This window comes from Sphingobium sp. B8D3A, assembly GCF_025961995.1.
In the GTDB taxonomy this organism is placed as follows: domain Bacteria; phylum Pseudomonadota; class Alphaproteobacteria; order Sphingomonadales; family Sphingomonadaceae; genus Sphingobium.
The window spans coordinates 2,014,170-2,038,920 of the sequence record NZ_JAOQOS010000001.1; the positions used below are offsets into that span (position 1 = coordinate 2,014,170).

Genomic DNA, 24,751 nt, shown 5'->3' on the forward strand with positions numbered 1-24,751 from the left:
TCTCGTAGCGGACATGCAACGGCGTGGTGGCGGCATAACATGAGGGTTTGGAGCCAGCAATATGTGCAATAGTGTGAACAGCGGCGGGCCGGGCGGCTGCCCGGGTGATGCTGAGACATCATTGGATATTGTCAACAATGGCCGTCTCCGCAAATGGCGGTAAGCCTTGCGTTTTTGGTCCGACCTCTCTCGGGCTTGCCTGATTGCATCGGTCGTGCGAGGGGCGGCGCATAGCGTTGAATTGAAGAAAGGGTTGAGTACTGTGATCGCAACGACACATGTCGGAAGTCTGCCGCGCGGGCCGGAACTTGTTCCCTTGCTGCTCGCGAAGGATCATGGCGAGCCTTATGACGCCGCGCAGTTCGAGACGGTTGTGCAGCAGGCCATCGACGATGCCGTTGCCAAGCAGGTCGAGGCCGGAGTCAGCATCGTGTCCGATGGCGAACTCGGTAAGGTCGGTTATTCGACCTATATCATCGAGCGTCTGGAGGGCTTTGGCGGCCACACCGATCGAAAGCCGGCGCTCGACCTCGCGCCCTTGCCGGAGCTGCGCAAGAAGCTCGCCGCGATCATGGGCGATCAGGAATTCACCCGCGCCTCGTGCATCGCACCGGTGAAGCTCAAGAACCTGCAGCCCTGCCATGACGACATTCGCCGTTTCGATCAGGCGCTCAAGGCGCAGGGCAAGGGCGCACGCGGCTTCATGAATGCCGCGTCGCCCGGCCTGATCACGGCCTTCCAGCCCAATGCCTATTATCCCAGCCACGAGGCCTATCTCGCGGATCTGGTGACGGCCATGCGCCCCGAATATCAGGCGATCATCGATGCGGGCTTCGACCTGCAGCTCGATTGCCCCGACCTCGCCATGTCCCGCCACACCGGCTATCAGGATGTGAGCGACGCAGAGTTCGTGAAGATTGCCGAGGCCAATGTCGAGGCACTGAACGCGGCCACCGAAGGCCTCCCGCGCGACCGGCTGCGGATGCACATCTGCTGGGGCAATTATGAGGGCCCGCATGATTGCGACATCGATCTTGCCAAGGTGCTGCCGACGATCCTGCGGGCCCGCCCCGGCGTCGTGCTGTTTGAATCGGCCAATCCGCGCCACGAGCATGAGTGGACCGTGTGGCGGGATGCGAAGCTGCCCGACGATCTCGTGCTGGCCCCGGGCCTCATCGATAGCTGCTCGAACTATGTCGAGCATCCGGAACTGGTCGCCCAGCGGATCGAGCGCTTTGCTGGCATCGTCGGCGCTGAGCGCGTGATCGGCAGCACGGACTGCGGTTTTGGCACCTTTGCGGGCTACGGCAAGATCGATCCCGCCGTCACGTGGAAGAAGCTGCAAGTCCTGCGCGAAGGCGCCGATATTGCAGCCAAGCGCCTCGCGAGCGTGCCGGCCTGATTTAAAAGCTCCATGCCGGGCCGCGCTGTTCAGATGCGTGGCCCGGCATCGGATGCTGTCAGGACGCGACTGCCGTCCTTTCGCGTTGCGAGGGGGCGGTTTCGGTGAGGAACATCGCCACGATCCCGCCGAGGATCGCCAGCACCACCATGATCCACAAGGGCGCGGCAAGGCTGGTCGCGTCCGCCGCTACACCGGCGAGCGATGGGGCGAAGACCCCACCAAGAATTTCCGCCGATCCCATGGTAAGACCCAACGCCGTCGCGGCCTGCCGCGGATCGACGCTTTCGGATGGGACGGTGGCCATGAACAACGGGAAGATCCCGTTCAGGCCCCAACCAAAGAAGAAGATCGGAACCAGCCCCCAGATCGACCCGCTCCAGTAGAGCGCGCCCAGCGGCAGGATGATGCCGAGCAGAGGCATGGCGATCATGACGGGCCGCCGCCCGATCCAGTCCGACAGCCCCGAGATCGCGAAGCTGCCGATAGTCGCGGAAATGCCCAGGGTTGCGATCAGCCAGCTCATTTCCGTCGGGGTGTAGCTTCTGACGCTGGTGAGGTAGATCGGCAGGAAGGTCAGGCAGATGACGAAATAGCTGACCATCAGCACGCCCAGCAGCACGCAGACCAGCACATTGCGGGTGCGCAACACGCTGAGGACACCTTGCGCTTCGCCATCTTGTGCCTGCGGCCGAGCAGGAGCGGCCGGCTCTTCCAGCGTGAACCAGATCAGCAAGGCACAGATGATGCCGGGAATGGATGCGAGGAAAAAGGCGTTGCGCCACCCGAACTCCAGGCCGAACCACACCAGCAAGACAGGCGCGAGAAAAGACCCCAGCAGGTTGGACCCGAAATTCTGGGCGATCCCCTGCGCGAGGCCGCGACGGCGCGGGTCGACTTCGCTGGCGACCATGGCATGGCTGATCGGCATCACGCCGCCTTCCGCCGCGCCCATCAGCATCCGTGCGCACAGCATGAAGAGGAAGCTCGTCGCCATGCCGCTCAGAAAGCAGCAGAGCGAGAAGCCGAGCGTCGCGCCGACGAGCAGGAGCTTGCGATTCCCTATCGTGTCCGACAGGCGCCCGATGGCGAAGGCGGCAATGGCCCAGGTGAAGGAGAGGCCGCCCGCGAGCAGGCCGATCTGAGCGTTCGACAACCCGAGCTCGGGCTGGACGAACGGCATCAGCACGTTGAGCGCCTGCCGATCGAAAAAGACGATGCCGAAATTCAGGCTGAGCAGTCCGACCAGCCATGCCTGATAGCCGCCACTCCGCAGACGCGGCGTGCCCGCATCCCCCATCACCATAAGCCCCTCCATGAGTCCTCTTGTTATGAGGCATCATGACGCAGGCTTTGGCAAATGGATAGCCCTCTATCGAATGACTGCGCGCCCTCCATAGTTGGGCAGCCTTACGCTCCGGGCAGAGCGAACCGGGCGCGAATGTCATCGGGCACGCGCTCCGCGCGCATCCCGCCCGGGCGCTCGCTATCCCGCACGGTCCACACCCGCTTTTCCATGCCGCTTACGCAGACATGCCCGTCTTTGAGCAGGCGATGCCGAATGGTGAAACTGGAATTGCCGAAATCGGGCGCTTCCACCTCCAGCACCACATCGTCGCCATAGGCGGCGGGGCGCTGGAACTTGGCCGACACATCGACCATCGGAAAGCCGACCACGCCTTGGGCTTTCAGCATGTCCCGCTTGCGCACGCCAAGCGCCTTCTCGAACAGCATGATCGTGCTCTCGCCGAACATCTCGAGGAAGCGCGGCGCATAGACGATGCCTGCGGGGTCGCAATGTCCCCATTCGATGCGGTAGGGCCGGGACAGGAACGCCTGGAAGTCATCCGGCTGTGGTGTGGGTGCTCCGGTCATGCCGCAAAATCCAGACCGCCGCGCCGCTCTGCAAAGCGCCAACCCCCCAGTGTCTTGCGCAGGCGATCCGTGTAGGTGCCGATCAGCGGCCCTTTTGGATCGCGCACCGGCAGTCCACCGGTCTCGCTCGCAATGCCCTGATACAGGACGATGACCGACAGCGCCGTCGCCTCGGTCTCGCTTATAACGTCCACGACCACGTTGGAAACCACATGGCGCGCCGCACGGGCCGGCCGGCTCTTGAAGGTCGCGAGAATGGCGTCACGGCCCTTGATGGGCTGATCCGGTGCGCTCGGCCGGGCCATCTGACCATCCTCGGTGTAGAGGGCCGCGACGGCGTCCCAGTCGGCCGCATCGTTGAGCAGCGTGTAGCGATTGATGAGCGTGGTGCAGTCCCACTCGATCGCCCGCCGCATCGCGTCGTCCAGTGTCACGCTCATGCCGCGTCCGCCTCTTCGGGCAGCAATTCGGTATCGATCTGCTTCTGCACTGGTGCGGGATAACGCGCGCCCGCAACCGCGCCAGGCGCGAAGATCGCGTCCACGGCCGCGATGGATTCGGGCGTAAGGGTGATGGAGGCCGCTTTCACATTCTCCTCGAGATGCGCGATGGAGCGCGTGCCGGGGATCGCGATGATCTGCGGCGCCCGCGCCAGAACCCACGCGAGGCTGAGCTGTGCAGGTGTGACGCCGAGATCGGCCGCTACCGCATTGAATCGCTCGGCCAGCTTGAGGTTGTGGCTGAAATTCGGTTCTTGAAAGCGCGGCATGGGGATGCGGATGTCGCCGGGCTTGAAGTCGATGCTGCTGATCGCCCCGGCAAGCATTCCGCGCGCGACCGGCGAAAAGGCGACGAAGGCGATATCGAGATCGCGGCAGGCGTCCAGCACCGCTACTTCGGGATTGCGCACCCAGGGCGAATATTCGGACTGGATGGCCGCAATGGGATGCACGGCATGCGCGCGGCGGATGGTCGCCGCCGACATTTCCGACAGGCCGATAGCGCCGATCTTGCCCGCTTCCTTCGCGCGCACCAGAGCGCCCATCGAATCTTCGATCGGCACGTTCCGGTCGAGCCGGTGCATGTAATAGAGGTCGATAAAATCGGTATCGAGCCGCTTGAGCGAGCGTTCCAGCGATCCGGTGATCGTCTCCGGCCGCCCGTCGAGCACACGCTCGCCGTCGATCAGATCGAGCACGCACTTGCTCGACAGCACATAATCCTTGCGGCGATGGCCGACTGCGCGGGCAATCAGACCCTCATTCTTGCCACCGCCATACAGCGCTGCGCTGTCGAGATGCGTCACCCCGATGTCGAGCGCATGATTGAGCAGGCGCGCGCCTTCCTCCTCGCTCGGCGGGGCATCATAAGCGTGAGAGAGGTTCATGCAGCCCAGACTGATGGCGGAGACGGCCATATCGGCGATGCGGCGAGTGGGGAGGGGGGTGGATGGCGAAGTCATGGCCCGGCTTGTGTCGCCCCGGGCATCAAAAATCAATCCTCGCGGCGCTTTTGGCGAGGATTGCGTGCTTTATCGCCCAAAACCGAGGGTGGTTTCGATCCAGTCCCAGAAGTCCCGGGACGCATCCTTCACATGCTGGGATGCATCGCGATAGGCGATGGGATCGTCCCGGACACGGATGACCGGCCAGTCCGCCTGATTGATGGCATTGCGTGAGCGGAAAGCCGCCAGCAGGCGCATGGCTTGCGTCATCAGAGCTGGCGAGGCGAGCAGGATGGGTTCGCGCTGGAGCGCGGCGCTTACCAGCCCGAATTGCTCGACGAACTGCCGACGGAGCTGGAGTAATTCATGCATCCGCGCCGCTTGCGCGATCGTGCCCAACTGCACGATTTCAGTTTCGGTGGCAGAAAACGCGCGCAGCAGCTCCGCGAGATCTGAACTTAGCCCGGTCGCCACTGACATGCATCTCCCCCGCCGCCTATGGTCTGACGGTAGAGCGGCGCCTTAAATGGCAAAGCTTGAGAAATGACTACGGGCATGACGACGATGATTGAGTGTCGCCGGAAATGAGGCGGTGTGCAGCCGCGAACAGGCCGCACACCGCCCGTCTTTATCAGCCGGCCTTGTTGAGCTGAACTTCCAGCTCGCCGAGCACGCGATAGCAATCGAGCACCTGTGCGACCGAGCTGTTGGGCTCGCGGCCCTCGCGGATCGCGGCGATGAACTCGCGGTCCTGCAGTTCAATGCCGTTGTTGGAGACGGCGACGCCGCTCAGGTCCACAGGCTCTTCCTTGCCCGTCACCAGATCGTCATAGCGCGCGATCCAGGTGCCATTGTCGCAGATGTAGCGGAAGAAAGTGCCGAGCGGCCCATCATTGTTGAATGAGAGGGAGAGGGTGCAGATCGCGCCGCTCTCGCTCTTGAGTTGGATGGACATATCCATCGCGATGCCCAGCTCCGGGTGCATCGGGCCTTGCACGGCATTGGCCTGCACGATCTTGCCGGCCTGATAGGCGAACAGGTCGACCGTGTGCGCGGCGTGGTGCCACAGCAGATGGTCCGTCCAGGAGCGCGCTTCGCCCTTGGCATTCATGTTCTTGCGGCGGAAGAAATAGGTCTGCACGTCCATCTGCTGGATCGCGAGTTCACCGGCCGTAATCTTGTTATGGATATACTGGTGGCTCGGGTTGAAGCGGCGGGTGTGGCCGACCATGCAGACGAGGCCGGTTTCCTTCTGCGTGTCGATGACCGCCTGGGCGTCGGCCCAGCTGTCCGACAGCGGGATTTCCACCTGCACATGCTTGCCCGCCTTCATGCAGGCAATGGCCTGCTGGGCGTGCATCTGCGTGGGCGTGCAGAGGATCACCGCGTCCACGTCATCACGTGCAAGCGCTTCGTCCAGTTCGGTGCCGCTGTGCTTCGCGCCATATTTGGCGGCGACTTCGGCGGCCTGCTCGGCACGGCGGCTGATGATCGATACGATCTCCACGCCATCGATGTTCTTGAGGCCGTCGAGATGCTTTTCGCCGAATGCGCCGGCGCCTGCGAGTGCGATTCTCATGAGGGGGAGTCCTTTCTCCAGCTAACCCCTCCCTTTCAAGGGAGGGGCAAGGGGTGGGTGAGAGGCGAGGGGGCTCAATGCCCCCGAAGTCACTTCAAATGGGGTGATGGCCAGCACCACTCCAACCCCTCCTCTGAAGAGGAGGGGTGTTTGCGCGTGTCAGGCCTTCGCCATGCTATGGCCGCTCATCACCTTGCGCGGTTCCAGCGGCGCTCCGGCCGTTTCTTCCGGTTGCAGGATCATCGCGCCGAGCGCAGTGTTGGAGGCCGGGATGTGGTAGAAGGTGTAGAGGTCACGCACCTTCTCCGGCAGCGCGCCGCGCATGATCAGCCACATGACCAGCTCGATGCCTTCCGATCCGCTTTCGCGCAGATACTGGATGTGCGGCATCTTGCTCAGCTCTGCGGGATCGCTGATCAGCTTGTCGATGAAGTTCAGGTCGAACTCCTTGTTGATCAGGCCGGCCCGCGGACCCTGAAGCTGGTGGCTCATGCCGCCTGTGCCCCAGACGTGGACATTGAGGTCTTCCGGGAAGCTCTCGACCGCGGCGCGGATGCTGTCGCCCAGGCTGAAGCAGCGCTTGCCCGACGGCGGCGGATAGGTGACCACGTTGACCGGGAAGGGAATGACCTTGCACGGCCACTCTTCCGGCTCGCCGAAGATCATCGAGAGCGGCACGGTGCAGCCATGGTCGACGTCCATCTGGTTCATGATGGTCATGTCGAACTCGTCCAGGATCAGGCTCTGGGCGATGTGCCAAGCGAGATCGGGATGGCCCTTCACGTCGGGCACGGGGCGCGGGCCCCAGCCTTCATCAGCCGGCTTGAAGCTTTCGGCGCAACCGATCGCGAAGGTCGGGATGATGTTCATGTCGAACGCCGAGGCGTGGTCGTTATAGACCAGGATCACAACGTCGGGGGTGTTGCCCGGCTGCTTGATCCACTCCCGGATCGGCTCATAGCCCTTGAACACCGGACCCCAATAATCGTTGTCGCTGGTCTTGGTCTGCATCGCCGCGCCGAGCGCGGGAATGTGGCTGGACGTAATGCCCGTGGTAACGCGTGCCATGATCAAAATCCTCCCTTGATCGAGCGCACGCCCTCAGGCGAACGACCACCGTCGATCATCATCTGTGCATATTCTTCCTGCGTCATGCCGGTCATCGATCCGGCAGCGAACTGGAAGCTCTTGCCATCGGTCGAGAAGAGCTTGGAGAGGAAGTAAACATTCCCGCCCTCGTCGATCATGGCATTGTAGTCGCGGGCCAGCACGGCCGCTTTGGCGGCGGGCGTCAGGTTCCACTCGTCGAGATAGGCGCTCTCGTCCGCCTTGAACCGCTCGCGATTCTCGGCCTTCATCAGGCTCATCGCGAACTGATTGAGATTGTAGCCCCGGCGCGCGCGCTGGGCGGTGAACACGCGGGTGCCGGGAATGTCGTCAAACTCGGCAAGATAGGCGTGAACGTCGATTCTCTCTTTCTTCTCGGTCATGATATCCTCTCTTAGAGCCCGCGGGCGTTCAGCTTGGCGTCGAGACGCGGGAAGACGCGGCGGGTATTGCCCTCAAAAATCGCGTGACGCTCCTCGTCAGAAATGTCGAGCGCATCGATATAGCGCTTCGTATCGTCGAAATAATGACCCGTCGTCGGGTCGATCCCACGCACGGCACCGACCATCTCGCTGCCGAACAGGATGTTCTTGTTATCGATCACGTCGGCCAGCAGGTTGATGCCGGGCTGGTGATAAACGCAGGTATCGAAGAACACGTTGTTCATCAGCAGCGTATCGAGGCTGGGTTGCTTGAGCATGTCCGCAAGTCCGCGGAACCGGCCCCAGTGATAGGGCACTGCGCCGCCGCCATGCGGAATGATGAAGCGCAGCGTCGGGAAGTCGGCGAACAGATTGCCCTGCAGAAGCTGCATGAAGGCGATCGTATCGGCCGCCAGATAATAAGCACCCGTGGCGTGCATCGCGGGATTGCAGCTGCCCGAGACGTGGATCATCGCCGGGACGTCCAGCTCGACCATCTTCTCGTAGAAGGGGTACCAGAATTTGTCGGTCAGCGGCGGCTGCTTGAAGTGGCCACCGCTCGCATCCGGGTTCAGGTTGCAGCCGATGAAGCCCAGCTCATTGACGCAGCGGTCCAGTTCGGCGATCGAGCTGGTCATGTCCGCCTCTGGCGACTGCGGCAACATGCACACGCCAGCGAATGTCTCGGGGTAGAGATCGACGACGCGCGCAATGAGGTTGTTACAGGCCTGCGCCCACGGGACCGCGACCGACTGATCGCCGACATGGGGCGCCATGGCCGAGGCGCGGGGCGAGAAGATCGTCATGTCCGCGCCGCGCTCCTTGATGAGGCGCAGCTGGTTCTGCTCGATGGTCTCGCGAATGTCGTCGTCAGAAATCTCGGGATAGGGCGGGCAGGGCGTACCATTCTTGAACGCCGCCTTCTGCTGCTCGCGCCACTCGTCATGCGCCTTGGGCAGCACGGTATAGTGGCCATGGCAGTCGATGATCATCGTCATTCCGTCACCTTCCAGACTTTTCTGTTTCTGTAATTTTGGGCTGCGCAGCGGACACGGGCTTCGCGATCATCTCGGGATGCGCGGCATCCAGAAAGGCCAGCTTTGCCTCAAGCCCCTGCGGCATCTCGGCCGAACCGAGCAAGGCGCCCATCGCCCGCTGGCGTGTCACTGTCCCGCGTGTCATGGCCGGTTCGATGCCCAGCTCGGTGAGCGTCACGACCACCTCGTCCATCTCGGCAGCGCGGCGCGTGCCGTGCGCCAGCATGCGGTCGAGATTATAATTGATCTTTTCGGGCCAGTCTCCGCCGAGTGAGGCCAGCACATTCTCGGTCACGCCCGCGCGGCGGGCCGCGAGGATCATCTCTGCCGTCAGCGCCTCGATGCCCTTGATCATGACGGAACGGACCATCTTCGTCGCGCTGGCGGCGCCGACCTGATCGCCCGCAATCGCAACCTTGCTGAAGCCGATCGCGCGCAGCGCCGCTTCGCCCTGCGCAGCGTGCGGGCCGCTGATCAGCAGCGGCACAGTCATCGCGGCGGGCTGCACGGGCGACATGACCGCTACATCGACGTAACGACCGCCAGCCTGCTCGATCGCTGCAGCATTGCGCTTCTTGGCGCCCGGCGACACGGAATTCATGTCGAAGAACAGCGCGCCGGGGGACAGGTGCCGCGCGGCTGCGGACGCTGCCGCCTCGGTCTGATCGGCGGTGACGAGGCTCAGGATCACCTCCGCGCCGGCCAGCGCGTCCGCCAGGGACTCGCAGCCTGTGACGCCCGTTTCGGTGTACGCGGCGCGGATCGGGCCGGCAGTCTGCGGTTCGATTGCCTTGAGGTCGAATGCACGCGCATCGCTGCGCCACCCGGCAGCACCGGCGAAGGTCCGGCCCGCTTCCCCAAAGCCAATAAGGGCAATTCTCCCGCTCATGATCGACGCTGTGCCGCCTATCGCGCAGAATCGCAAATTTGTTCCCGCTCCGTGCCATAAGTAGAAGCGAATGGTTCCGTCGCGGCCCGGTCCAGCTCGGCGATAAAGGCTGCTTGTGCCGGGGCCGGCCGCCACTGTGCCCGGGTGGTGAGGGCGACCGCGCGGGAAAAGCCTCCGGGCGGGGCGCCGAGCGAGACGAGCCAGCCCGCCTCTTGCTCGACCGAAACCTGATCGGGCGAGAGCAGCGTCAGAAAGTCAGTCTGCATCAGGATTTCGCGGATCATCATCACCGAACCGCATTCGATCGGAACGGGCGGCGGGGCAAGTCCGGCCGTGCGGAACATCTCGTCGAAGCGCGCCCGCAGGGGCGCGCCGGGCGACGGCAAGATCCAGGCATAGCGCGCGAGATCGCTCAACGGGCGATCCCGTGCCGGACCGGCCTCAGGATGACCGGCCCGCGCGATGATAATCACCTCATCCTCGAACAGGGGGCGCTGCATGAGGTCCGGGCCGGGTGGCGGATCGCGCATGGCGCCGACCATCATGTCTATGCTGCCGTCGCGCAGGGATTCCGCCAGTTCGCCATGCGATCCTTCGACGATCACGATCTCTATGGCCGGAAATGCGGTGTTGAACCTTGCCAGCGCGCGCGGCAGCACCCGAGCGCGGGAGAGCGGCATCGCCCCGATGGTGATCCGCGCGGGCACGCCGCCGGATTGGCCCAGGGCTTCGTCGAGGCCGGCTTCCAGCTCTGTCCGGGCGAGGCGGAAGTTCCGGGCGGTGCGCCGGCCCGCGTCGGTCAGCGCAATCCCCCGTCCGCGCCGTTCGACGAGCGAGCGCCGGAGGATCAGCGACAGATCGCCAATGGCGCGATGCAGTGTCGGCTGCGAGAGGCCGCTCTGCGCCGCTGCAGCCGCATAACTTCCGCTATCCGCGACGGCGAGGAAGGCGCGCAACTGCGCCATGGTCACCCGTCGCGAGCCGATCAGTTCGGCCGCTTGCTCAACGCGCTCAGCCAGCGCCATCGCAGGAGGGAGGGGCGTCATGCCGTCCGTGCGCCGCTCGAACAGTTGCACGTCCATGATGCTTTCCACGCGAGCAATGGCTTGGGTCACAGCAGGCTGGGTCAGATGGAGCGTGCTCGCGGCGGCGGACACGCTTCCCTTGTGCGTTACCGCCGCAACGGCGGCGAGGTGGCGCAGATTGAACGAAAAGGGTGAGAGGCCCGATGCCATGAGGGCCAGACTTAGCAGATGCTTATGATCTGCGCAAAGTTCGGGGTGGATTGACCGGACGCCGTTCCCTTATTCTATACGGGAGCAAGGCTGTTGCCAGTTAATGTTGATCGAGAGGAGCAATCATGGGTGTGGTCGTACAGAATATCGAGCGTGCTGATCCTGAGGTGATTGACGGTCTGGCGGCGTGCGGTGTTGCGACGGTTCATGAGGCGCAGGGGCGCACGGGTTTGCTGGCGAGCTACATGCGGCCGATCTATGCCGGTGCGCGGATCGCGGGCAGCGCGGTAACGATCAGCGCGCCTCCGGGCGACAATTGGATGGTGCATGTCGCCATCGAGCAGTTGAAGGCCGGCGACATCCTGCTGCTGGCGCCGACCAGCCCGTGCGAGGATGGCTATTTCGGCGATCTGCTGGCGACCTCGGCGCAAGCCCGCGGCTGTCGCGGCCTGATCATCGATGCCGGCGTGCGCGATGTGCGCGACCTCACCGAGATGAACTTCCCGGTCTGGTCCAAGGCCGTCTATGCGCAGGGCACGGTCAAGAACACGCTGGGCAGCGTCAACATTCCGGTCGTCTGCGCCAATGCACTGGTCAATCCGGGCGATGTGATCGTCGCTGATGATGACGGCGTGTGCGTCGTCCCCCGCGCCAACGCCGCCAAGGTGCTGGAAGCGGCCCGTGCGCGGGAAGCCAATGAAGGCGAGAAGCGCGAGAAGCTGGCCTCCGGCGTGCTGGGCCTCGACATGTACAAGATGCGCGAGCGCCTGGAGAAGGAAGGCCTGAAATATGTGTGAGGCACGTCGGCCTCGGAACGCATCTCCGTTCGCTTCGAGCAGGAGGCTGTGATGGACGGCATTACCTGCATGTGGATGCGTGGCGGCACCTCCAAGGGCGGCTATTTCCTGGCAGACGATCTGCCCACGGATACCGCCGCCCGCGATGCCTTCCTCCTGCGCGTCATGGGCTCGCCAGACCCGCGCCAGATCGACGGCATGGGTGGCGCCGATCCGCTGACCAGCAAGGTTGGCGTGGTCAGGAAATCGAGCCGCGAAGGGGTCGATGTCGATTATCTCTTCCTGCAAGTGTTCGTCGATCAGGCGATTGTCACCGACGCGCAGAATTGCGGCAATATCCTCGCGGGCATCGGTCCGTTCGCCATTGAGCGCGGTCTCGTGCAGCCAACCGGCGATGAAACCCGCGTCGCCATCTTCATGGAGAATACCGGCCAGGTCGCCGTCGCCACGGTGCAGACGCCCGGCGGCCAGGTTCGCTATGATGGTGACGCCTCGATCAGTGGCGTGCCGGGTACATCGGCGCCCATTCCGCTGTTGTTCCGCGATACCGCTGGCTCATCCTGCGGCGCCCTGCTGCCGACGGGCAATGGCGTCGACGAGATCAATGGCATCAAGGTGACGATGATCGACAATGGGATGCCCTGCGTCGTCATGCTTGCCAGCGACGTCGGCGTGACCGGCTATGAGGATCGTGACACGCTTGACGCCAATAACGAGATGAAGGCGAAGGTCGAGGCCATCCGCCTCAAGGTCGGTGAGATGATGAACCTTGGCGACGTGACTGAAAAGTCCGTCCCCAAGATGATGCTGGTGGCGCCGCCGCGCGAGGGTGGGGCCGTTACCGTGCGTTCGCTCATCCCGCATCGTGTCCATGCCTCCATCGGGGTGTTGGGTGCGGTGAGCGTGGCGACGGCATGCCTTATCGAAGGCTCTCCCGCTGCCTCCGTCGCCAAGGTGCCCGCGAGTGCGACGAAGACGCTGGGGGTCGAGCATCCGACCGGCGTCACCGAATGCGTCGTGACCGTGGACGCTGACGGACAGCCGGTGGAAGCCGGCATGTTGCGCACCGCCCGCAAGCTGATGGACGGGGTGGTGTTCGGCTGAACATCCCCTGCGTCTATGGCAGGCTCCCTGCACCTCAGAACAAGTCCGTTCGCCCTGAACTTGTCAAAGGGCTGTTTCGTCTGAAACAATTGAACGGAAAGTGAGAAACGGGCTTCGACAGGCCCAGCCCGAACGGAACCAATGAGATGACCGACCGCATCCTTTCCTGGCATAGCAATCCGAGCAAACCCGCCTACACGCCGCCGCCGGGCGCCGTGGATGCGCATTGCCATGTGTTCGGGCCGATGGCGCAGTTCCCGTTCAGCGCGAAGGCCAAATATCTGCCGCAGGATGCAGGCCCGGACATGCTCTTTGCCCTGCGCGATCATCTGGGCTTTTCCCGCAATGTGATCGTCCAGGCGAGCTGCCATGGCATCGACAACGCCGCGACCCTGAACGGCATTGCCGTGTCCGACGGAAAGGCGCGCGGTGTCGCCGTGGTCGATCCGGCGATCAGCGAGGCCGAGCTTGAGGCGTTGCACGCAGGCGGCATGCGCGGCATCCGCTTCAACTTCCTCAAGCGCCTGGTGGACGATGCTCCCAAGGACAAGTTCCTTGAGGTCGCCAGCCGACTGCCGGAGGGCTGGCATGTCGTCATCTATTTCGAGGCGGACATTCTCGAAGAACTGCGCCCGTTCATGGATGCGATCCCGGTGCCGCTGGTGATCGACCATATGGGCCGCCCCGATGTGCGCCAGGGACCGGACGGTGCGGACCTGAAGGCCTTTCGCAACCTGCTCGACAGCCGCGAGGACATCTGGTTCAAGGCGACCTGCCCGGACCGGCTCGACCCCGCTGGTGCGCCGTGGGATGATTTTGCCAATGCCGTCGCCCCGCTTGTCGCCGATTATCAGGATCGGGTCATCTGGGGCACCGACTGGCCGCACCCCAACATGCAGGATGCCATCCCGGACGATGGCTTGCTTGTGGACATGATCCCACGCATCGCGACGACGGAAGCGTTGCAGCGCAAGATGCTGGTGACCAACCCGATGCGTCTATACTGGCCTGAAGAACTTCGCGCTGGGTCATAGCCAGTTCGATAACGAGAGACCAAACAGGCCCGAAACCGCAAGCTGACTGGAGAGAAGAATGCCGTTTCCCGCAACGCCGGACTATATGGGCCTCAACACGCCAGTCCGTCAGGAAGTTTCGCTCAAGGGCCTCACGGCATCCGAGGGCACCATTCCGGCGGATGTGCGCGGCGCTTTCTTCCGGGCAGTGCCCGATCCGCAGTTCGAGCCGTTCTTCCAGCCCGATACCGCGCTCTCCGACGACGGCATGATCAGCCGCATCCTCTTCAATGAGGACGGCACGGTCGATTATGACATCAAATATGTCCAGACCCCGCGCTGGAAGGCCGAGAACGCCGCCGGCAAGCGTCTGTTCGGCCGCTATCGCAACCCCTTCACCAATGACGCGTCGGCCGAGGGCGTGGAGGGGACCGTCTCCAACACCACGCCGGTCTGGCACGCGGGCAAGCTCATCATGACCAAGGAGGATGGGCCGGGCCATCAGGTCGATCCGCACACGCTGGAGACCATCGGCGCCTATGATTTCGGGGGCGCGCTCAAGTCGCAGACGATGACGGCCCATGTCCGCATCGATCCCGAGACGAAGGAAATGTTCGTTTACGGCTATGAGGCGGACGGCCTCTGCTCGAAGACCATCGCCTATTGGTGGACCGACAAGGACGGCAAGCTCGTCAAGGAGCAATCCTTCGAGGCACCGTTCTGCAGCCTCGTCCACGACTTCGTGATTACGCAGAATTACGCGATCTTCCCGCTCCAACCGACAACCGCTGACCTGGAGCGCGTGAAAGCCAAGGGCGCGCACTGGGTTCACCAGCAAGATCTGGAATATCACATCGGGGTGATGCCGCGTTATGGCGATGTGTTCGAGATCCGCTGGTTCAAGGGACCGAAGGGCGCCTCCAGCTTCCACATGATGAACGCCTTTGAGACGCCGGACGGAAAGGTCCATATCGATCACCACATCACCGATACGATCGCCTTCCCGCATATCCGCGCGGACAGCGGCATCGACGTGCAGCCTTGGGAACTGGGCGGCGGTTTTCAGCGCTGGACCGTCGATATGAAGGGTGAGAGCGACGGTGTGGAGGTCACGCCGCTCGGGCCTCCGGGAGACATGCCGCGCATTGCCGATGCCGATCAGGGGCGCCCGTACAAGCGGGGCTGGTATTGCAGCATGAACCCGCAGCCCATGGGGCCACCGCTGATGGGCGGCGTCGTCGGCGCCATGTTCACCGCGCTCCTGCGGAAGGATTTCGAGACCGGCGCAATCATCGGCTATAATCTGCCGCCGGCGCATGGAATGAGCGAGACCGTGCATGTGCCGTCGAGCGAGCCCGGTCATGAAGGCTGGCTGGTCGGCGTCGTCGACCATGAGACCGCGCCGGACCAGTTCGAGCACGCGGTGTGGATCTGGAACGCGGGCGACCTGCCGGCGGGGCCGGTCGCCAAGGTGCCCGTGCCCACCCGCATGCGGCCTCAGGTCCATGGCTGGTGGGTGCCGATGGCGGCCTATCAGGCGGCGAAAGCGGCCTGATCCTTTCGCACGCCCAAGGGCGCAGGCTGTTAGAGCCTGCCCCCTTGGACGGCGATGATGTTTCGCCATCCCACCTTGGCAATCAAAGCGTGCTGATCATCCGCACAGTCTCGTCAAACCGTCCCTCGCGCTCAGCCGAGCGAAGGAAGCGGACATTCTCGACGAGAATTTCCTCGGGTGTAGGCACTTGCTGAAAGAGCGCCATCACTTCCGCAGCATAATCCTCGAGCGGCATATAGTTTTCCCGGGTGGACTGGCCCGGGGTTAGCTCGGTGCGCACGGCTGGCGGGGCCAACTCGATCACCTCCACCTTGCCGCGCAGCTGTTCCCGCAGGGAGACCGTCCAGCTGTGCAGGGCCGCCTTGCTCGCGCTGTAGCTCGGCGTGCCGATCAGTGGGACGAAGGCGAGGCCGGAGGTCGTGTTGACGATCGCGGCGTCTTCCTGCGCCATCAGATGCTCGATCAAGGCATTGGTCAGGCGGATCGGCCCCAGCACATTAGTGATGAAGGTCTGCTCCGCCACAGTCGTGTCGCCACGTCGCGTCAGATCCTCGCGCTGCATGATGCCGGCATTGTTGAACAGGACGTTGATGGCCGGAAAGCGCGTCACCGCTTCGGCCGCGAATGCCTCAATGCTTGCCGGATCGCTCGCATCAACTGTGAGCATGTGCATGCCCGCGCGACCCTGGATGGTCTCAGCCAATGTCGCTGCTGTCCGCCCCGCGACGATCACCGTGTTGCCGAGCTCGTGGAAATGGCGCGCCAATGCGCGGCCAATACCGGAGCCGCCGCCGGTGATGAGAATGGTGTTGCCCGTGGTCTTCATGCCGTCTGCTCCAAATTCTGCTGGTGGACGACTGCTCATTTAAGTCCTAGCTTTCAGAACGAAAGAAGGCACCGGAAAGATTGATACTCACCGGAAAGAGAGTGTGAATGACAACCCAAGCGAAGCGCGCAAGCGTGCCAGCCAGCCCGGATCGCTACGATCAGATCGATCCCCGCGTGGAAGCGCTGGTCAATGACCTTATCGGCCAAGTCGCGGACAAATGGACCATGCTGCTGATCGAAGTGCTGCACGATCATGGCGAACAGCGCTTCACACGGATCTTCGAGAAGATGCCCGGCATCAGCCAGAAGATGCTCACACAGACCCTGCGGCAGATGGAGCGCAACGGTCTGGTCCACCGCACGGTGCATCCGGTCGTGCCGCCCCATGTGGATTATCGGCTGACGGAGATGGGTGCCAGTCTGGGCGAAGCATTTTGTGGCGTGTGGACCTGGGCGGAGGATCATCTGCAAGACATCGACGCGGCTCGCGCGAGATTTGATGAGGCACGCGCTCGCTGAGTGAGCCGGGCAGGGCGACCGTTAACTCGCCGCATTCTGTTTTCACGAACGCAGCGGCAACGAATCACGCATTCAAGTTGGGGTCTTAGCCGGCCTTCGCCTCCATCGCGGCGGCCGTTCGCCTTTGCCGTGCTTCAAAGATGCGCAACCAGACATGTTTCTGCACTCCTGAACAAGAGCGCTGATGCATAACTCCCACGCCGGGACCAAAAGTTCGGCCGTCGCGCCGCCGCCGTCTCCTTTAAGTTGATCCTGTCCGGAATTCCTGCCTATATCAACGAGCCTAAAAATACGGCTCCTGTATGCTCTGCGAGAGGTCGCAAAGACCCGCGCAATGTGAGGCTGCATCGAGCCGCACAGGTGAGGAGAAGATGTGATGAACAGGAAGTCCAGAATCCGCCCATTGCTGTGCGCCGGTTCGGTTATGGTGATGGCCATCGCGGCGGCGTCGCCCGCTATCGCGCAGCAAGATGCCGCCCCGCAGGCCGACAGCACCCCCGATATCATTGTTACTGCACAATTTCGGTCTCAGCGCCTGCAGGATACGCCACTGGCGATCACGGCGGTGGATGCGGCGCTACTTGAAGCGCGCAATCAGGATGACATCGCTGCGGTCGCCCGGCAGGCGCCCAGCGTGACCCTCACCCCCATGGGCGGCGCGTTCGGCGATTCCATGGGCGCCTCCATCCGCGGCATCGGGCAGTTCGATTTCAACCCGGCTTATGAGCCGGGCGTCGGGCTTTATGTTGATGATGTCTATTATCCGACCCTCACCGGTGCCAATTTCGACCTGCTCGACCTGGAGCGCGTGGAAGTGCTGCGCGGCCCGCAGGGAACGCTTACGGGTCGCAACTCGATTGGCGGCGCGATCAAACTGTTCTCGAAGAAACCGGAAGCCGATCCGAGCGGTTTTGCCGAAGTGAGCTATGGCTCGCGCAATCGCGTGGAAGTGCGGGCGGGAGCGAATTTCCCGATTACGGATATGCTCTTCGCTCGCGTTTCCGGCGTCCACAAGAGCCAGCGCGGTTATGTCCAGCAGATCGATTATGGCTGCGCCAATCCCGGCAATCCCGAGGGCATCCTGCCGGCCGTGCCGACCAACACCGACTGCGTGGTCGAGGATCTGGGCGGCATTAACTATTCCGGCGTGCGCGGCGCGTTGCGTTATGCAGGCGAGAAGCTCGATATCCAGATTATCGGCGACTATCAGTATTCCGATCGCCCCAGCGCTGCCGAAGTGCCGATCGTGGCGCAGGGCGACGCCTCGAACTTCCTGTGCGGGCCCTGGTGCACCTATGCAAGCTGGGGGCTGCCGGCGGGAGGTCAAGCCGGCAACTGGAATACGGGCAATCGGAACAAGTTCCGTGGCTGGGGCGTGTCCGGCCATATCGATTGGGATGTGACCGACAATATTCAGGTCCAGTCGATCACGGCCTATCGCTCCTACAATAACCGCTGGGGCACGGACGATGATTTCACGCCGACGCTGACGCGGGCCGCTGGCGGCTTCAACGATCTCGATTTCTGGTTCGTGAGCCAGGAGCTGCGCGTCAACGCCAAGCTTGGCGACATGGCCGATCTGACCGTTGGCGGCTATTATTCCGATCAGCGCAGCACATACTTCACCATTCAGGATATCCGCTACATCATCCCCGGCGTGCCGCTCCAGTTCCTCGGCAACGATCCGATCAATGCGGACAGCAAGGCCGTGTTCGGCACCGCGATCGTCCGCCCCGTTGATGGCATGACGATCACGGGCGGCATCCGCTACACTGAGGAGCACAAGGACTACACATTCATCCGGCGGAACCTCGACAATACCGCGCCGCTCTTCCCCGATCCGTTCGGCCTCTCGGCTCTCAACAATCTGAAGGCCGTGTATGACGGCAGCCGCGTCGACTGGCGCCTGTCCGTGGATTACCGCTTCTCGCCGGAAGTGTTGCTCTATGGAACCGTGGGCACGGGATTCAAGGGCGGGGGCGTCACCGCCCGCCCGTTCCTGCCGACGCACGCGACCCAAGGCACGTTCGGGCCGGAGACCGTCACAGCCTACGAGATCGGCCTCAAGACGGACTTGCTGGACCGTCGCCTGCGGGTGAACCTCGCGGGCTTCTATAACGACTATAAGGCGATCCAGCTGCCGCTCTCCGACTGTTCGGCTTATGGTGGCGGGCCCTGCGCGGTCATCGCCAATGCCGGCGACGGCAAGATGTGGGGCTTCGAAGCCGAGGTTTCGGCAACTCCGGTCGACAATCTGATGATCGACGCGTCGCTGAGCCTGATCGGTTCGGAATACAAGTCGATCTCGCCCGCCGTCGGCAGCACCATCACCGCCGGCAGCCCCATCGTTTCGCCCGAAACACAGTGGAGCGCAGGCATTCAGTATGAGATCGACATGGGCGGGTCCGGCTCGATTACACCGAGGCTGGACGTCGCCTATCGCGGCCGGCAGTTGGCCAGCAGAACGCTGAACGCGGTCAATCCGGACTTCGAATATTTTCCGTCCTACGTGCTCGGCAGCACCCGGCTGACCTGGCGCAATCAGGATCGCGACCTCGCCGTGTCGTTCGAAGTGACCAACCTCTTCGACGAATATTACTACACGTCGCGGTTTGACGCCGTCTACGGCTTCGCGGGCACGGCCTATGCCAATGTCGGCGCGCCGCGCGAATGGCGCGTGTCGATCAAGAAGGACTTCTGAGGCCCTAGGGCGAGATAAACTTGAGGAGGGCGGCCGCGTGGTCGCCCTCATTTCCTTTGACCGCCCCATGATCCCACAATAGCAATAGTCGCAAGAGCGAGAGGCCGCACAGGCCCGCAAGGAGAGGTGAGCGCATGAAGCTAGTTTTGCCGCCTGGAATGTCACCCCAACGCTTCGATGCCGCCGTCAAGGCGTTGCAGGCTGCGGTCGGTGCGGGCTGGGTGATGACCAGCGATGAAGATCGCGATGCCTATGCGGATATTTACGCGCCGGGGCCCGAGACGCTTTGGACGGCATCGGGCGCGGTAGCCCCGAGCACGGTCGAGGAAGTGCAGGCGGTGGTGCGCATCGCCAATGAGCACAAGCTCCCCCTGTGGACTGTCGCGCGCGGCAAGAACCTTGGTTATGGCACGGCAGCGCCGCGGATGCCGGGCTGTATGGTGCTGGATCTCGGGCGCATGAACCGCATTCTCGAGGTCGATCCGGAGCTGGGCTATTGCGTCATCGAGCCGGGCGTCGGCTTCATCGACTTGTATGAGCATATCCAGCGCGAGAAGCTGCCGCTGATGATGTCTGTCCCCGGCAATGGCTGGGGCTCGGTGCTTGGCAACGCGCTCGATCATGGCATCGGCTACACGCCCTACGGCGTCCACGCGAGCAACCTGTGCGGCATGGAAGTCGTGCTCGCCAATGGCGATGTGGTGCGCACGGGCCTTGGCGCCATGGAGAACAACAAGGCCGCGCATCTTTTTCCGTTCAGCTACGGCCCGAGCTGGGACCAGATGTTCACCCAGTCCAACCTGGGCGTCGTGACCAAGGCCGGCATGTGGCTGATGCCGGAGCCGGAAACCTCCGTAGAGCTGAACCTTGAAATCCCGCAGGCGGAAGACATCGGCTGGGTGATCGATACCCTCACGCCCCTGCGGCTCAATCGGATCATCGATCAGTCGATCTTCATCCCGAGTTGGCTCGGCAAGATGACCATTCTGGGACAACGCAAGGACTTCTGGGATAAGCCCGGCGCTATCCCTGACTGGCGCGTGCAGGAGCTGCTCAAGGAGCACAAGCTCAGCTACTGGAACATGCAGCTGCGCCTCTATGGCGAGGAATCGGTGACCAAGGCCAAGGCGGCTGTCGTGAAGGCCGCCTTCGCGCCGCACCTCAAGACGCCGATCGGCGAGCGCTGGTGGCGCAAGGGCGATGCGACCAATGTGATGGACCTGACGCTCGGCGTACCATCGGCCGTTCCGCTGCAGATGGGCGATTGGGTTGGCGGGCGCAGCGCCCATATGGGCTTCTCGCCGGTCGTCCCGGCCACCGGCAAGCATGTGCTCGACCAGATGCGCCGCAGCCGCAAGATCATCAACGATCATGATGTGGATTTCTATGCCAGCTTCACCATTGGCGGTCGGTTCTGCAACAATGTGAACATGCTCATGTACGACCGCGACAACGACAAGCAGGTCGAGACGATCAAGACGCTGTTCAACGCGCTGATCGCCGACGCTGCCGCCCATGGCTATGCCGAATATCGCACCCATCTCGGCTGGATGGACGCGATCTCCGATACCTTCGGGTTCAACAACCACGCCATGCGGCGGATGACCGAGCAGGTTAAGAACACGCTCGACCCGAACGGCATTCTCTCTCCCGGAAAGAACGGCATCTGGCCCAGCGCCTATGCCGACCAGCGTGGAAAGGCACTGGCATGAGGATAGGGCAGGTCACGAGCCTCATGACGCTGATGGCGGTCGGCGTGCTGATGACGACCTATGATCTGGGGACAAGGGACGCGCGGGCTGCCCAGCCCGGCGCCGCCCCCGCAGGTGGTCCGCCGCCCCCCTCCGCTTACGGTATGCGGGCGCAAATGGCGCCAGGGGACCGGCAGCATAATGCCAATAGCGGTGAAGCCCTGTTCTCCAATCGGTGCGGCGCCTGCCATTTCGATTGGGGGATGGGCACAAATCTGATCACCAAGCAGCAGGTGATGATGGGCAACCCGCCCGCCATGGGCCTGATCGCCAACCGGGACGATCTGACCGCCGATTATGTGAAGGCGGTCGTGCGCATGGGCAAGGGCGCTATGCCCCGCCAGACGCGCGTGGACATTACCGACTCCGAACTGGAAGCCGTGGCGGCTTATTTGGGGAAGGGCAAATGAGCGGCGTCTCGCGGCGGCAATTGCTGGGCGGCGCCGCGGTTGCAGGGGCTGTCGGCTTATTCGGCGCCCGGGCCGTCGCTGGGCCGGAGAAGGCCGCTCGCATCGTCGTCTATGACAGCCGCAGAGCCGCAAGCCGGTCTTTCGCCGGGCAGTTCTTCGGCTTGCAGCAGATCGATCTTGCCGGAGAGCATAGCCGCAACTGGGCCGGCGTCCGCGCGATCCGTCGTAGCGGTGCGATGTCTGGTCCGGTGGCCGGTCTGACCGGCTGGAATGACTATGTCGCCGCCCGGACCTGGCTTGAGGACCGCGGGTTGCGTCTGCGCTCTGAACGGCGCGACGCGACGCATGAGCTTATCGCTTGGACGATGGCCTGAAATTGATCGAGAGGAGAGGGCAGCGGCCCGCGTTACGATGAGCAGCAGCAACGACGTCACTTTGTACCATTGGGAGCCCAACGCCAATTCGGGCAAACCCATGCTCACCCTCATCGAGAAAGGTGTGGCGTTCAATAGCCATTATCTCGACCTGCTCTCGTTCGATCAGCACAAGCCGGACTATCTGGCGATCAACCCGATGGGGACGATCCCGGCGATGACCCATGGCGGCCGGCTACTCAATGAATCGACCGCCATGATGGAATATGTGGAGGAGGCCTTTCCCGGCCCCTCGATGATGCCTGAAGACCCGGTCGATCGCTGGCGTGTGCGCTGGTGGATGAAATATCTCGACCAGTGGCTTTGCCCGTCGTTCAGCATGATCGGCTGGAGCATCTTCATCGGCCCGCAAGTCCGGGCGCGCGACCCGGAAGAACTCAAGGCAGCGATCGACCGCATTCCCTTGCCGGAGCGCCGCACTGCCTGGCGCAAGGCGATCTACGGCTTGTTCAGCGAGGCGGAACTGGCAGAGTCGACGCGGCGGGTGAAGCTGGGCATCACCAAGCTGGAGGAGGCGCTGGGGCAGCGCGAGTATCTCGGCTCGGATCAATACTCGCTGGCGGATATCAATTGCTTCAATTCGGCTTACGGGCTCCCCTCCATGCAGCCCGATGACGTGAACGACGCAAAAACCCCCAACATCATGCGCTGGCTGCGCGCCATTGCGCGGCGCCCTGCGGTGCGGGAGACCTGGGCCTATAGCCGCGTGCCCCGTTTTGCCGAGCGCATCATTCCCTTGATCGAGGAGGCAGCGTGATGGCGATGACCCTGTATCATGGCGAGCCGACCGGCCCCTCGCTCACGGTGCTCGCCGCGCTGTTCGAGAGCGGTCTGAACGCGGAGCTTCGCCCTATCGACCTCGGCATGGCCGAGCGCCATGGCGGGACCGTGCCGCGCGCATTCGAGGCGGATTACAGCGTCGAAGGGGAAGGCCCGGTGCTCGTCGTCGACGGGCACGCGCTGTGCGATAGCGTGTTCATCGCCTGCTATCTGGATGACGCCGCGCCCGGTTGTGGCCTGCGCCCCACTGATCCCTATGCCCGGTGGGAAATGATGGCCTGGTGTCGCTGGATGATCGAGCGCGTCGCGCCCGGCGCGGCGGCCCTGGCCAACCTGGCGTGGACGACGCCGCGCTTGGCTGCGCTCGATGACGCGCGCTTCGATGCGCTGATTGCCCCCATTGCCTCGCAGGATCTGGCCGAGCGCTGGCGCGAGACGCGTAGCGGCCAGCTCTCGGCCGAGCATCGTGCTGCCAGCGAGGCACGGGTCCGTGAGGCCACGCAGAAGATCGAGGCCCGCCTTGAGGCGCGCGACTGGCTCATGGGCAGCTTCTCCATCGCCGATCTGGAAAGCTACGCCTGGGTGGCGCCGATGCGCGACCTGCTTTCCGATGCCTTCGCCGACAAGCCGCGCCTGGCGGCGTGGCTGGCGCGGGTTGAGGCGCGGCCCAGCGTGCAGCGGGCGCTCGCGCAGGCGCGCAGCCCGCAGCCGGCTCACGCCTTTGCGCCCGGCCCGGAAATCAATCGCTGGGGCTAGGACGGAACGTCCCCCGCGCTCTCTCGTTGGATGATCGGCGGCGCCTCTCGCGCCGCTGAGTCATCGGAGAGGAGCAGCATGAGCACACAAGCCCGCGACCTGACCAGCTTGCTGACCGTCTGTCTGGAAGACCTCTATGCAGGACGGGTTCTTGCCGCCGAGGCTTTGCCCTCAATCGCTGCTGCCGTCGGCCTGCCGGTTTCCCAGCTTGTCGATGCCTTGGCGCGCAGCTGGGACGATCAGGCGCGTACCATCAATGCGCTCGAGCCGATCGACGATCCCGCTGAGAACCTCTGGATGGGTGGCATCGTCAAGGATGCCCACCGCGATACCGAGACGATCCCGCAGGGGTCGTTACGCGACATCGCCATCATTGGCGCCGTGCGAAAAGCCGTGGCGGCCGATGCCGTCTCCCTGGAGACCGCCATCGCCGTTGCGAACAGGCTATCCCATGAGCGTGCGCAGGAGGTTCTGACCGCGATGCGCACGCATGCCCACGCCACCGATGAGCAGTTCCGCACGCTGCTGCTCGATGTGACGCGAGCCGCCGGTTGAACGCTTCTCTCATCTGAACAGCTGGCAGAGGCTGAAAGGCGGCGATGGCATGGTCCTATGTGGGAGGCGTTTGGCCGGTCTTGCCGTCGATCAGCACGGCCTGCTGCCATCGTCCGGGGGCCTTGTCCTTCCGGTGAATGCACCCGGCCCAACAGCAGGGCCGCTTCTTGCCTTCAAGCAGTTCCTCGCAGGTTCGCTGGATCCGTCTTTCGCGGGTCTTCGCCTGCTTCGCGTCCTCCACCCAGCAGATGAACTCGTTCCGGCCGAGTGGGGTCAGCTTCTCCCAGAGAGCGAACAGGTCGGCATCTGCGGTCAGCGCGTGCTGAAGATCGTCTGCGGCCCGATGGACGGTGCCATGCGGAAATGCGTCTGCCGTCTTGCCTACCAAATTACCCATGGGCGCATGGTGCCCGCGATGACCGGACAATTCAATGGGGTGAGGGAAGCGCTGGCTACGTGGGCGCACCCGCATTTGCGCTGCCCCGGCGCGACCTCGCAATGCGTAGTTTGACGTATTCCCTCCGAGCCCCTGGCAGCGCTCAATCATGGCACTTTCCG

Annotated in this window: 26 protein-coding genes; 13 read left to right on the forward strand and 13 right to left on the reverse strand. The window is 63.4% G+C overall.

The window, feature by feature from the left end:
- Nucleotides 1–262: 262 nt before the first annotated feature.
- Complete coding sequence (locus M2342_RS09285; protein WP_264578865.1) at nucleotides 263–1,402, forward strand: cobalamin-independent methionine synthase II family protein; 1,140 nt, start codon at nucleotides 263–265, stop codon at nucleotides 1,400–1,402.
- A 58-nt stretch (nucleotides 1,403–1,460) separates the two neighbouring features.
- On the opposite strand, the gene M2342_RS09290 is transcribed toward M2342_RS09285, so the two are convergent.
- The 11 genes from M2342_RS09290 to M2342_RS09340 all read right to left on the reverse strand — a co-directional run bounded on the left by M2342_RS09290 (nucleotide 1,461) and on the right by M2342_RS09340 (nucleotide 10,990).
- Nucleotides 1,461–2,720, reverse strand: a complete 1,260-nt coding sequence (locus tag M2342_RS09290) for an MFS transporter (protein WP_264578866.1) — start codon at nucleotides 2,718–2,720, stop codon at nucleotides 1,461–1,463.
- Nucleotides 2,721–2,812: 92 nt separating this feature from the next.
- Complete coding sequence (locus M2342_RS09295) at nucleotides 2,813–3,277, reverse strand: acyl-CoA thioesterase (RefSeq protein WP_264578867.1); 465 nt, start codon at nucleotides 3,275–3,277, stop codon at nucleotides 2,813–2,815.
- Nucleotides 3,274–3,717, reverse strand: coding sequence for a nuclear transport factor 2 family protein (locus M2342_RS09300; protein ID WP_264578868.1), 444 nt, complete (start codon nucleotides 3,715–3,717; stop codon nucleotides 3,274–3,276). The genes M2342_RS09295 and M2342_RS09300 overlap by 4 nt, the downstream gene beginning before the upstream one ends.
- Nucleotides 3,714–4,739: an aldo/keto reductase gene (locus M2342_RS09305; RefSeq protein ID WP_264578869.1), complete on the reverse strand. Its 1,026-nt coding sequence runs from the start codon at nucleotides 4,737–4,739 to the stop codon at nucleotides 3,714–3,716. The genes M2342_RS09300 and M2342_RS09305 overlap by 4 nt, the downstream gene beginning before the upstream one ends.
- 69 nt (nucleotides 4,740–4,808) lie before the next feature.
- The gene (locus tag M2342_RS09310) at nucleotides 4,809–5,201 is read right to left on the reverse strand and encodes a hypothetical protein (protein ID WP_264578870.1); all 393 of its coding nucleotides are present in this window, start codon (nucleotides 5,199–5,201) and stop codon (nucleotides 4,809–4,811) included.
- A gap of 151 nt (nucleotides 5,202–5,352) precedes the next feature.
- The gene (locus tag M2342_RS09315) at nucleotides 5,353–6,300 is read right to left on the reverse strand and encodes a Gfo/Idh/MocA family oxidoreductase (protein ID WP_264578871.1); all 948 of its coding nucleotides are present in this window, start codon (nucleotides 6,298–6,300) and stop codon (nucleotides 5,353–5,355) included.
- A 159-nt stretch (nucleotides 6,301–6,459) separates the two neighbouring features.
- Nucleotides 6,460–7,368 (reverse strand): class III extradiol dioxygenase subunit beta, encoded by a 909-nt coding sequence (locus M2342_RS09320; protein WP_181559639.1) that lies wholly within the window; start codon nucleotides 7,366–7,368, stop codon nucleotides 6,460–6,462.
- Nucleotides 7,369–7,370: 2 nt separating this feature from the next.
- Nucleotides 7,371–7,790: a protocatechuate 4,5-dioxygenase subunit alpha gene (gene ligA, locus M2342_RS09325; protein ID WP_181559640.1), complete on the reverse strand. Its 420-nt coding sequence runs from the start codon at nucleotides 7,788–7,790 to the stop codon at nucleotides 7,371–7,373.
- Between the two features lie 11 nt (nucleotides 7,791–7,801).
- Nucleotides 7,802–8,827: an amidohydrolase family protein gene (locus M2342_RS09330; protein ID WP_181559641.1), complete on the reverse strand. Its 1,026-nt coding sequence runs from the start codon at nucleotides 8,825–8,827 to the stop codon at nucleotides 7,802–7,804.
- A 4-nt stretch (nucleotides 8,828–8,831) separates the two neighbouring features.
- Complete coding sequence (locus M2342_RS09335) at nucleotides 8,832–9,755, reverse strand: NAD(P)-dependent oxidoreductase (RefSeq protein WP_264578872.1); 924 nt, start codon at nucleotides 9,753–9,755, stop codon at nucleotides 8,832–8,834.
- Between the two features lie 17 nt (nucleotides 9,756–9,772).
- Nucleotides 9,773–10,990: a LysR family transcriptional regulator gene (locus tag M2342_RS09340; protein ID WP_264578873.1), complete on the reverse strand. Its 1,218-nt coding sequence runs from the start codon at nucleotides 10,988–10,990 to the stop codon at nucleotides 9,773–9,775.
- A gap of 122 nt (nucleotides 10,991–11,112) precedes the next feature.
- Here M2342_RS09340 and ligK point away from each other — a divergent pair, with 122 nt between their 5' ends.
- The 4 genes from ligK (at nucleotide 11,113) to M2342_RS09360 (ending at nucleotide 15,459) form a co-directional block, all read left to right on the forward strand.
- Entirely contained in the window at nucleotides 11,113–11,787 is a 675-nt protein-coding gene (gene ligK, locus M2342_RS09345) for a 4-carboxy-4-hydroxy-2-oxoadipate aldolase/oxaloacetate decarboxylase (RefSeq protein WP_319799422.1), read from the forward strand.
- A 51-nt stretch (nucleotides 11,788–11,838) separates the two neighbouring features.
- The gene (locus tag M2342_RS09350) at nucleotides 11,839–12,891 is read left to right on the forward strand and encodes a 4-oxalomesaconate tautomerase (RefSeq protein WP_264578874.1); all 1,053 of its coding nucleotides are present in this window, start codon (nucleotides 11,839–11,841) and stop codon (nucleotides 12,889–12,891) included.
- Nucleotides 12,892–13,037: 146 nt separating this feature from the next.
- Nucleotides 13,038–13,925 (forward strand): amidohydrolase family protein, encoded by an 888-nt coding sequence (locus M2342_RS09355; RefSeq protein WP_264578875.1) that lies wholly within the window; start codon nucleotides 13,038–13,040, stop codon nucleotides 13,923–13,925.
- A 58-nt stretch (nucleotides 13,926–13,983) separates the two neighbouring features.
- Nucleotides 13,984–15,459, forward strand: coding sequence for a carotenoid oxygenase family protein (locus M2342_RS09360; protein WP_264578876.1), 1,476 nt, complete (start codon nucleotides 13,984–13,986; stop codon nucleotides 15,457–15,459).
- A gap of 82 nt (nucleotides 15,460–15,541) precedes the next feature.
- On the opposite strand, the gene M2342_RS09365 is transcribed toward M2342_RS09360, so the two are convergent.
- On the reverse strand, nucleotides 15,542–16,285 hold the full coding sequence (locus M2342_RS09365; protein WP_264578877.1) for an SDR family oxidoreductase: 744 nt from the start codon (nucleotides 16,283–16,285) through the stop codon (nucleotides 15,542–15,544).
- A 107-nt stretch (nucleotides 16,286–16,392) separates the two neighbouring features.
- Between M2342_RS09365 and M2342_RS09370 the strand changes: the two genes are divergently transcribed.
- From M2342_RS09370 to M2342_RS09405, 8 genes are all read left to right on the forward strand, one after another.
- Complete coding sequence (locus M2342_RS09370; RefSeq protein ID WP_264578878.1) at nucleotides 16,393–16,806, forward strand: winged helix-turn-helix transcriptional regulator; 414 nt, start codon at nucleotides 16,393–16,395, stop codon at nucleotides 16,804–16,806.
- A 376-nt stretch (nucleotides 16,807–17,182) separates the two neighbouring features.
- Entirely contained in the window at nucleotides 17,183–19,507 is a 2,325-nt protein-coding gene (locus M2342_RS09375) for a TonB-dependent receptor (protein WP_264578879.1), read from the forward strand.
- A 134-nt stretch (nucleotides 19,508–19,641) separates the two neighbouring features.
- Complete coding sequence (locus tag M2342_RS09380; RefSeq protein WP_181559649.1) at nucleotides 19,642–21,219, forward strand: FAD-binding oxidoreductase; 1,578 nt, start codon at nucleotides 19,642–19,644, stop codon at nucleotides 21,217–21,219.
- A complete protein-coding gene (locus M2342_RS09385; protein ID WP_264578880.1) occupies nucleotides 21,216–21,668 on the forward strand; it encodes a c-type cytochrome in 453 nt (150 codons plus the stop codon). Before M2342_RS09380 ends, M2342_RS09385 begins: the two co-directional genes overlap by 4 nt.
- Complete coding sequence (locus M2342_RS09390) at nucleotides 21,665–22,042, forward strand: twin-arginine translocation signal domain-containing protein (RefSeq protein WP_264578881.1); 378 nt, start codon at nucleotides 21,665–21,667, stop codon at nucleotides 22,040–22,042. Before M2342_RS09385 ends, M2342_RS09390 begins: the two co-directional genes overlap by 4 nt.
- A 37-nt stretch (nucleotides 22,043–22,079) precedes the next feature.
- On the forward strand, nucleotides 22,080–22,859 hold the full coding sequence (locus tag M2342_RS09395; protein WP_264578882.1) for a glutathione S-transferase family protein: 780 nt from the start codon (nucleotides 22,080–22,082) through the stop codon (nucleotides 22,857–22,859).
- Complete coding sequence (locus M2342_RS09400; RefSeq protein ID WP_264578883.1) at nucleotides 22,859–23,638, forward strand: glutathione S-transferase family protein; 780 nt, start codon at nucleotides 22,859–22,861, stop codon at nucleotides 23,636–23,638. Before M2342_RS09395 ends, M2342_RS09400 begins: the two co-directional genes overlap by 1 nt.
- A 78-nt stretch (nucleotides 23,639–23,716) precedes the next feature.
- Nucleotides 23,717–24,193, forward strand: a complete 477-nt coding sequence (locus M2342_RS09405) for a ferritin-like domain-containing protein (protein ID WP_264578884.1) — start codon at nucleotides 23,717–23,719, stop codon at nucleotides 24,191–24,193.
- 55 nt (nucleotides 24,194–24,248) lie between these two features.
- On the opposite strand, the gene M2342_RS09410 is transcribed toward M2342_RS09405, so the two are convergent.
- Nucleotides 24,249–24,740, reverse strand: coding sequence for a YdeI/OmpD-associated family protein (locus M2342_RS09410; protein WP_264578885.1), 492 nt, complete (start codon nucleotides 24,738–24,740; stop codon nucleotides 24,249–24,251).
- Between the last annotated feature and the right edge of the window lie 11 nt (nucleotides 24,741–24,751).

Bases quoted from the DNA above. Each gene is read 5' to 3' on its own strand.
- M2342_RS09315 (WP_264578871.1), bottom strand. From the start codon at position 6,300: ATGAGAATCGCACTCGCAGGCGCCGGCGCATTCGGCGAAAAGCATCTC.
- M2342_RS09350 (WP_264578874.1), top strand. From the start codon at position 11,839: ATGGACGGCATTACCTGCATGTGGATGCGTGGCGGCACCTCCAAGGGC.
- M2342_RS09335 (WP_264578872.1), bottom strand. From the start codon at position 9,755: ATGAGCGGGAGAATTGCCCTTATTGGCTTTGGGGAAGCGGGCCGGACC.
- M2342_RS09340 (WP_264578873.1), bottom strand. From the start codon at position 10,990: ATGGCATCGGGCCTCTCACCCTTTTCGTTCAATCTGCGCCACCTCGCC.
- M2342_RS09395 (WP_264578882.1), top strand. From the start codon at position 22,080: ATGAGCAGCAGCAACGACGTCACTTTGTACCATTGGGAGCCCAACGCC.
- M2342_RS09360 (WP_264578876.1), top strand. From the start codon at position 13,984: ATGCCGTTTCCCGCAACGCCGGACTATATGGGCCTCAACACGCCAGTC.
- M2342_RS09330 (WP_181559641.1), bottom strand. From the start codon at position 8,827: ATGACGATGATCATCGACTGCCATGGCCACTATACCGTGCTGCCCAAG.
- M2342_RS09405 (WP_264578884.1), top strand. From the start codon at position 23,717: ATGAGCACACAAGCCCGCGACCTGACCAGCTTGCTGACCGTCTGTCTG.
- M2342_RS09290 (WP_264578866.1), bottom strand. From the start codon at position 2,720: ATGGAGGGGCTTATGGTGATGGGGGATGCGGGCACGCCGCGTCTGCGG.
- M2342_RS09300 (WP_264578868.1), bottom strand. From the start codon at position 3,717: ATGAGCGTGACACTGGACGACGCGATGCGGCGGGCGATCGAGTGGGAC.
- M2342_RS09410 (WP_264578885.1), bottom strand. From the start codon at position 24,740: ATGATTGAGCGCTGCCAGGGGCTCGGAGGGAATACGTCAAACTACGCA.
- M2342_RS09365 (WP_264578877.1), bottom strand. From the start codon at position 16,285: ATGAAGACCACGGGCAACACCATTCTCATCACCGGCGGCGGCTCCGGT.
- M2342_RS09400 (WP_264578883.1), top strand. From the start codon at position 22,859: ATGGCGATGACCCTGTATCATGGCGAGCCGACCGGCCCCTCGCTCACG.
- M2342_RS09295 (WP_264578867.1), bottom strand. From the start codon at position 3,277: ATGACCGGAGCACCCACACCACAGCCGGATGACTTCCAGGCGTTCCTG.
- M2342_RS09370 (WP_264578878.1), top strand. From the start codon at position 16,393: ATGACAACCCAAGCGAAGCGCGCAAGCGTGCCAGCCAGCCCGGATCGC.
- M2342_RS09375 (WP_264578879.1), top strand. From the start codon at position 17,183: ATGAACAGGAAGTCCAGAATCCGCCCATTGCTGTGCGCCGGTTCGGTT.
- M2342_RS09390 (WP_264578881.1), top strand. From the start codon at position 21,665: ATGAGCGGCGTCTCGCGGCGGCAATTGCTGGGCGGCGCCGCGGTTGCA.
- ligA (WP_181559640.1), bottom strand. From the start codon at position 7,790: ATGACCGAGAAGAAAGAGAGAATCGACGTTCACGCCTATCTTGCCGAG.
- M2342_RS09305 (WP_264578869.1), bottom strand. From the start codon at position 4,739: ATGACTTCGCCATCCACCCCCCTCCCCACTCGCCGCATCGCCGATATG.
- M2342_RS09310 (WP_264578870.1), bottom strand. From the start codon at position 5,201: ATGTCAGTGGCGACCGGGCTAAGTTCAGATCTCGCGGAGCTGCTGCGC.
- M2342_RS09380 (WP_181559649.1), top strand. From the start codon at position 19,642: ATGAAGCTAGTTTTGCCGCCTGGAATGTCACCCCAACGCTTCGATGCC.
- M2342_RS09355 (WP_264578875.1), top strand. From the start codon at position 13,038: ATGACCGACCGCATCCTTTCCTGGCATAGCAATCCGAGCAAACCCGCC.
- M2342_RS09320 (WP_181559639.1), bottom strand. From the start codon at position 7,368: ATGGCACGCGTTACCACGGGCATTACGTCCAGCCACATTCCCGCGCTC.
- M2342_RS09385 (WP_264578880.1), top strand. From the start codon at position 21,216: ATGAGGATAGGGCAGGTCACGAGCCTCATGACGCTGATGGCGGTCGGC.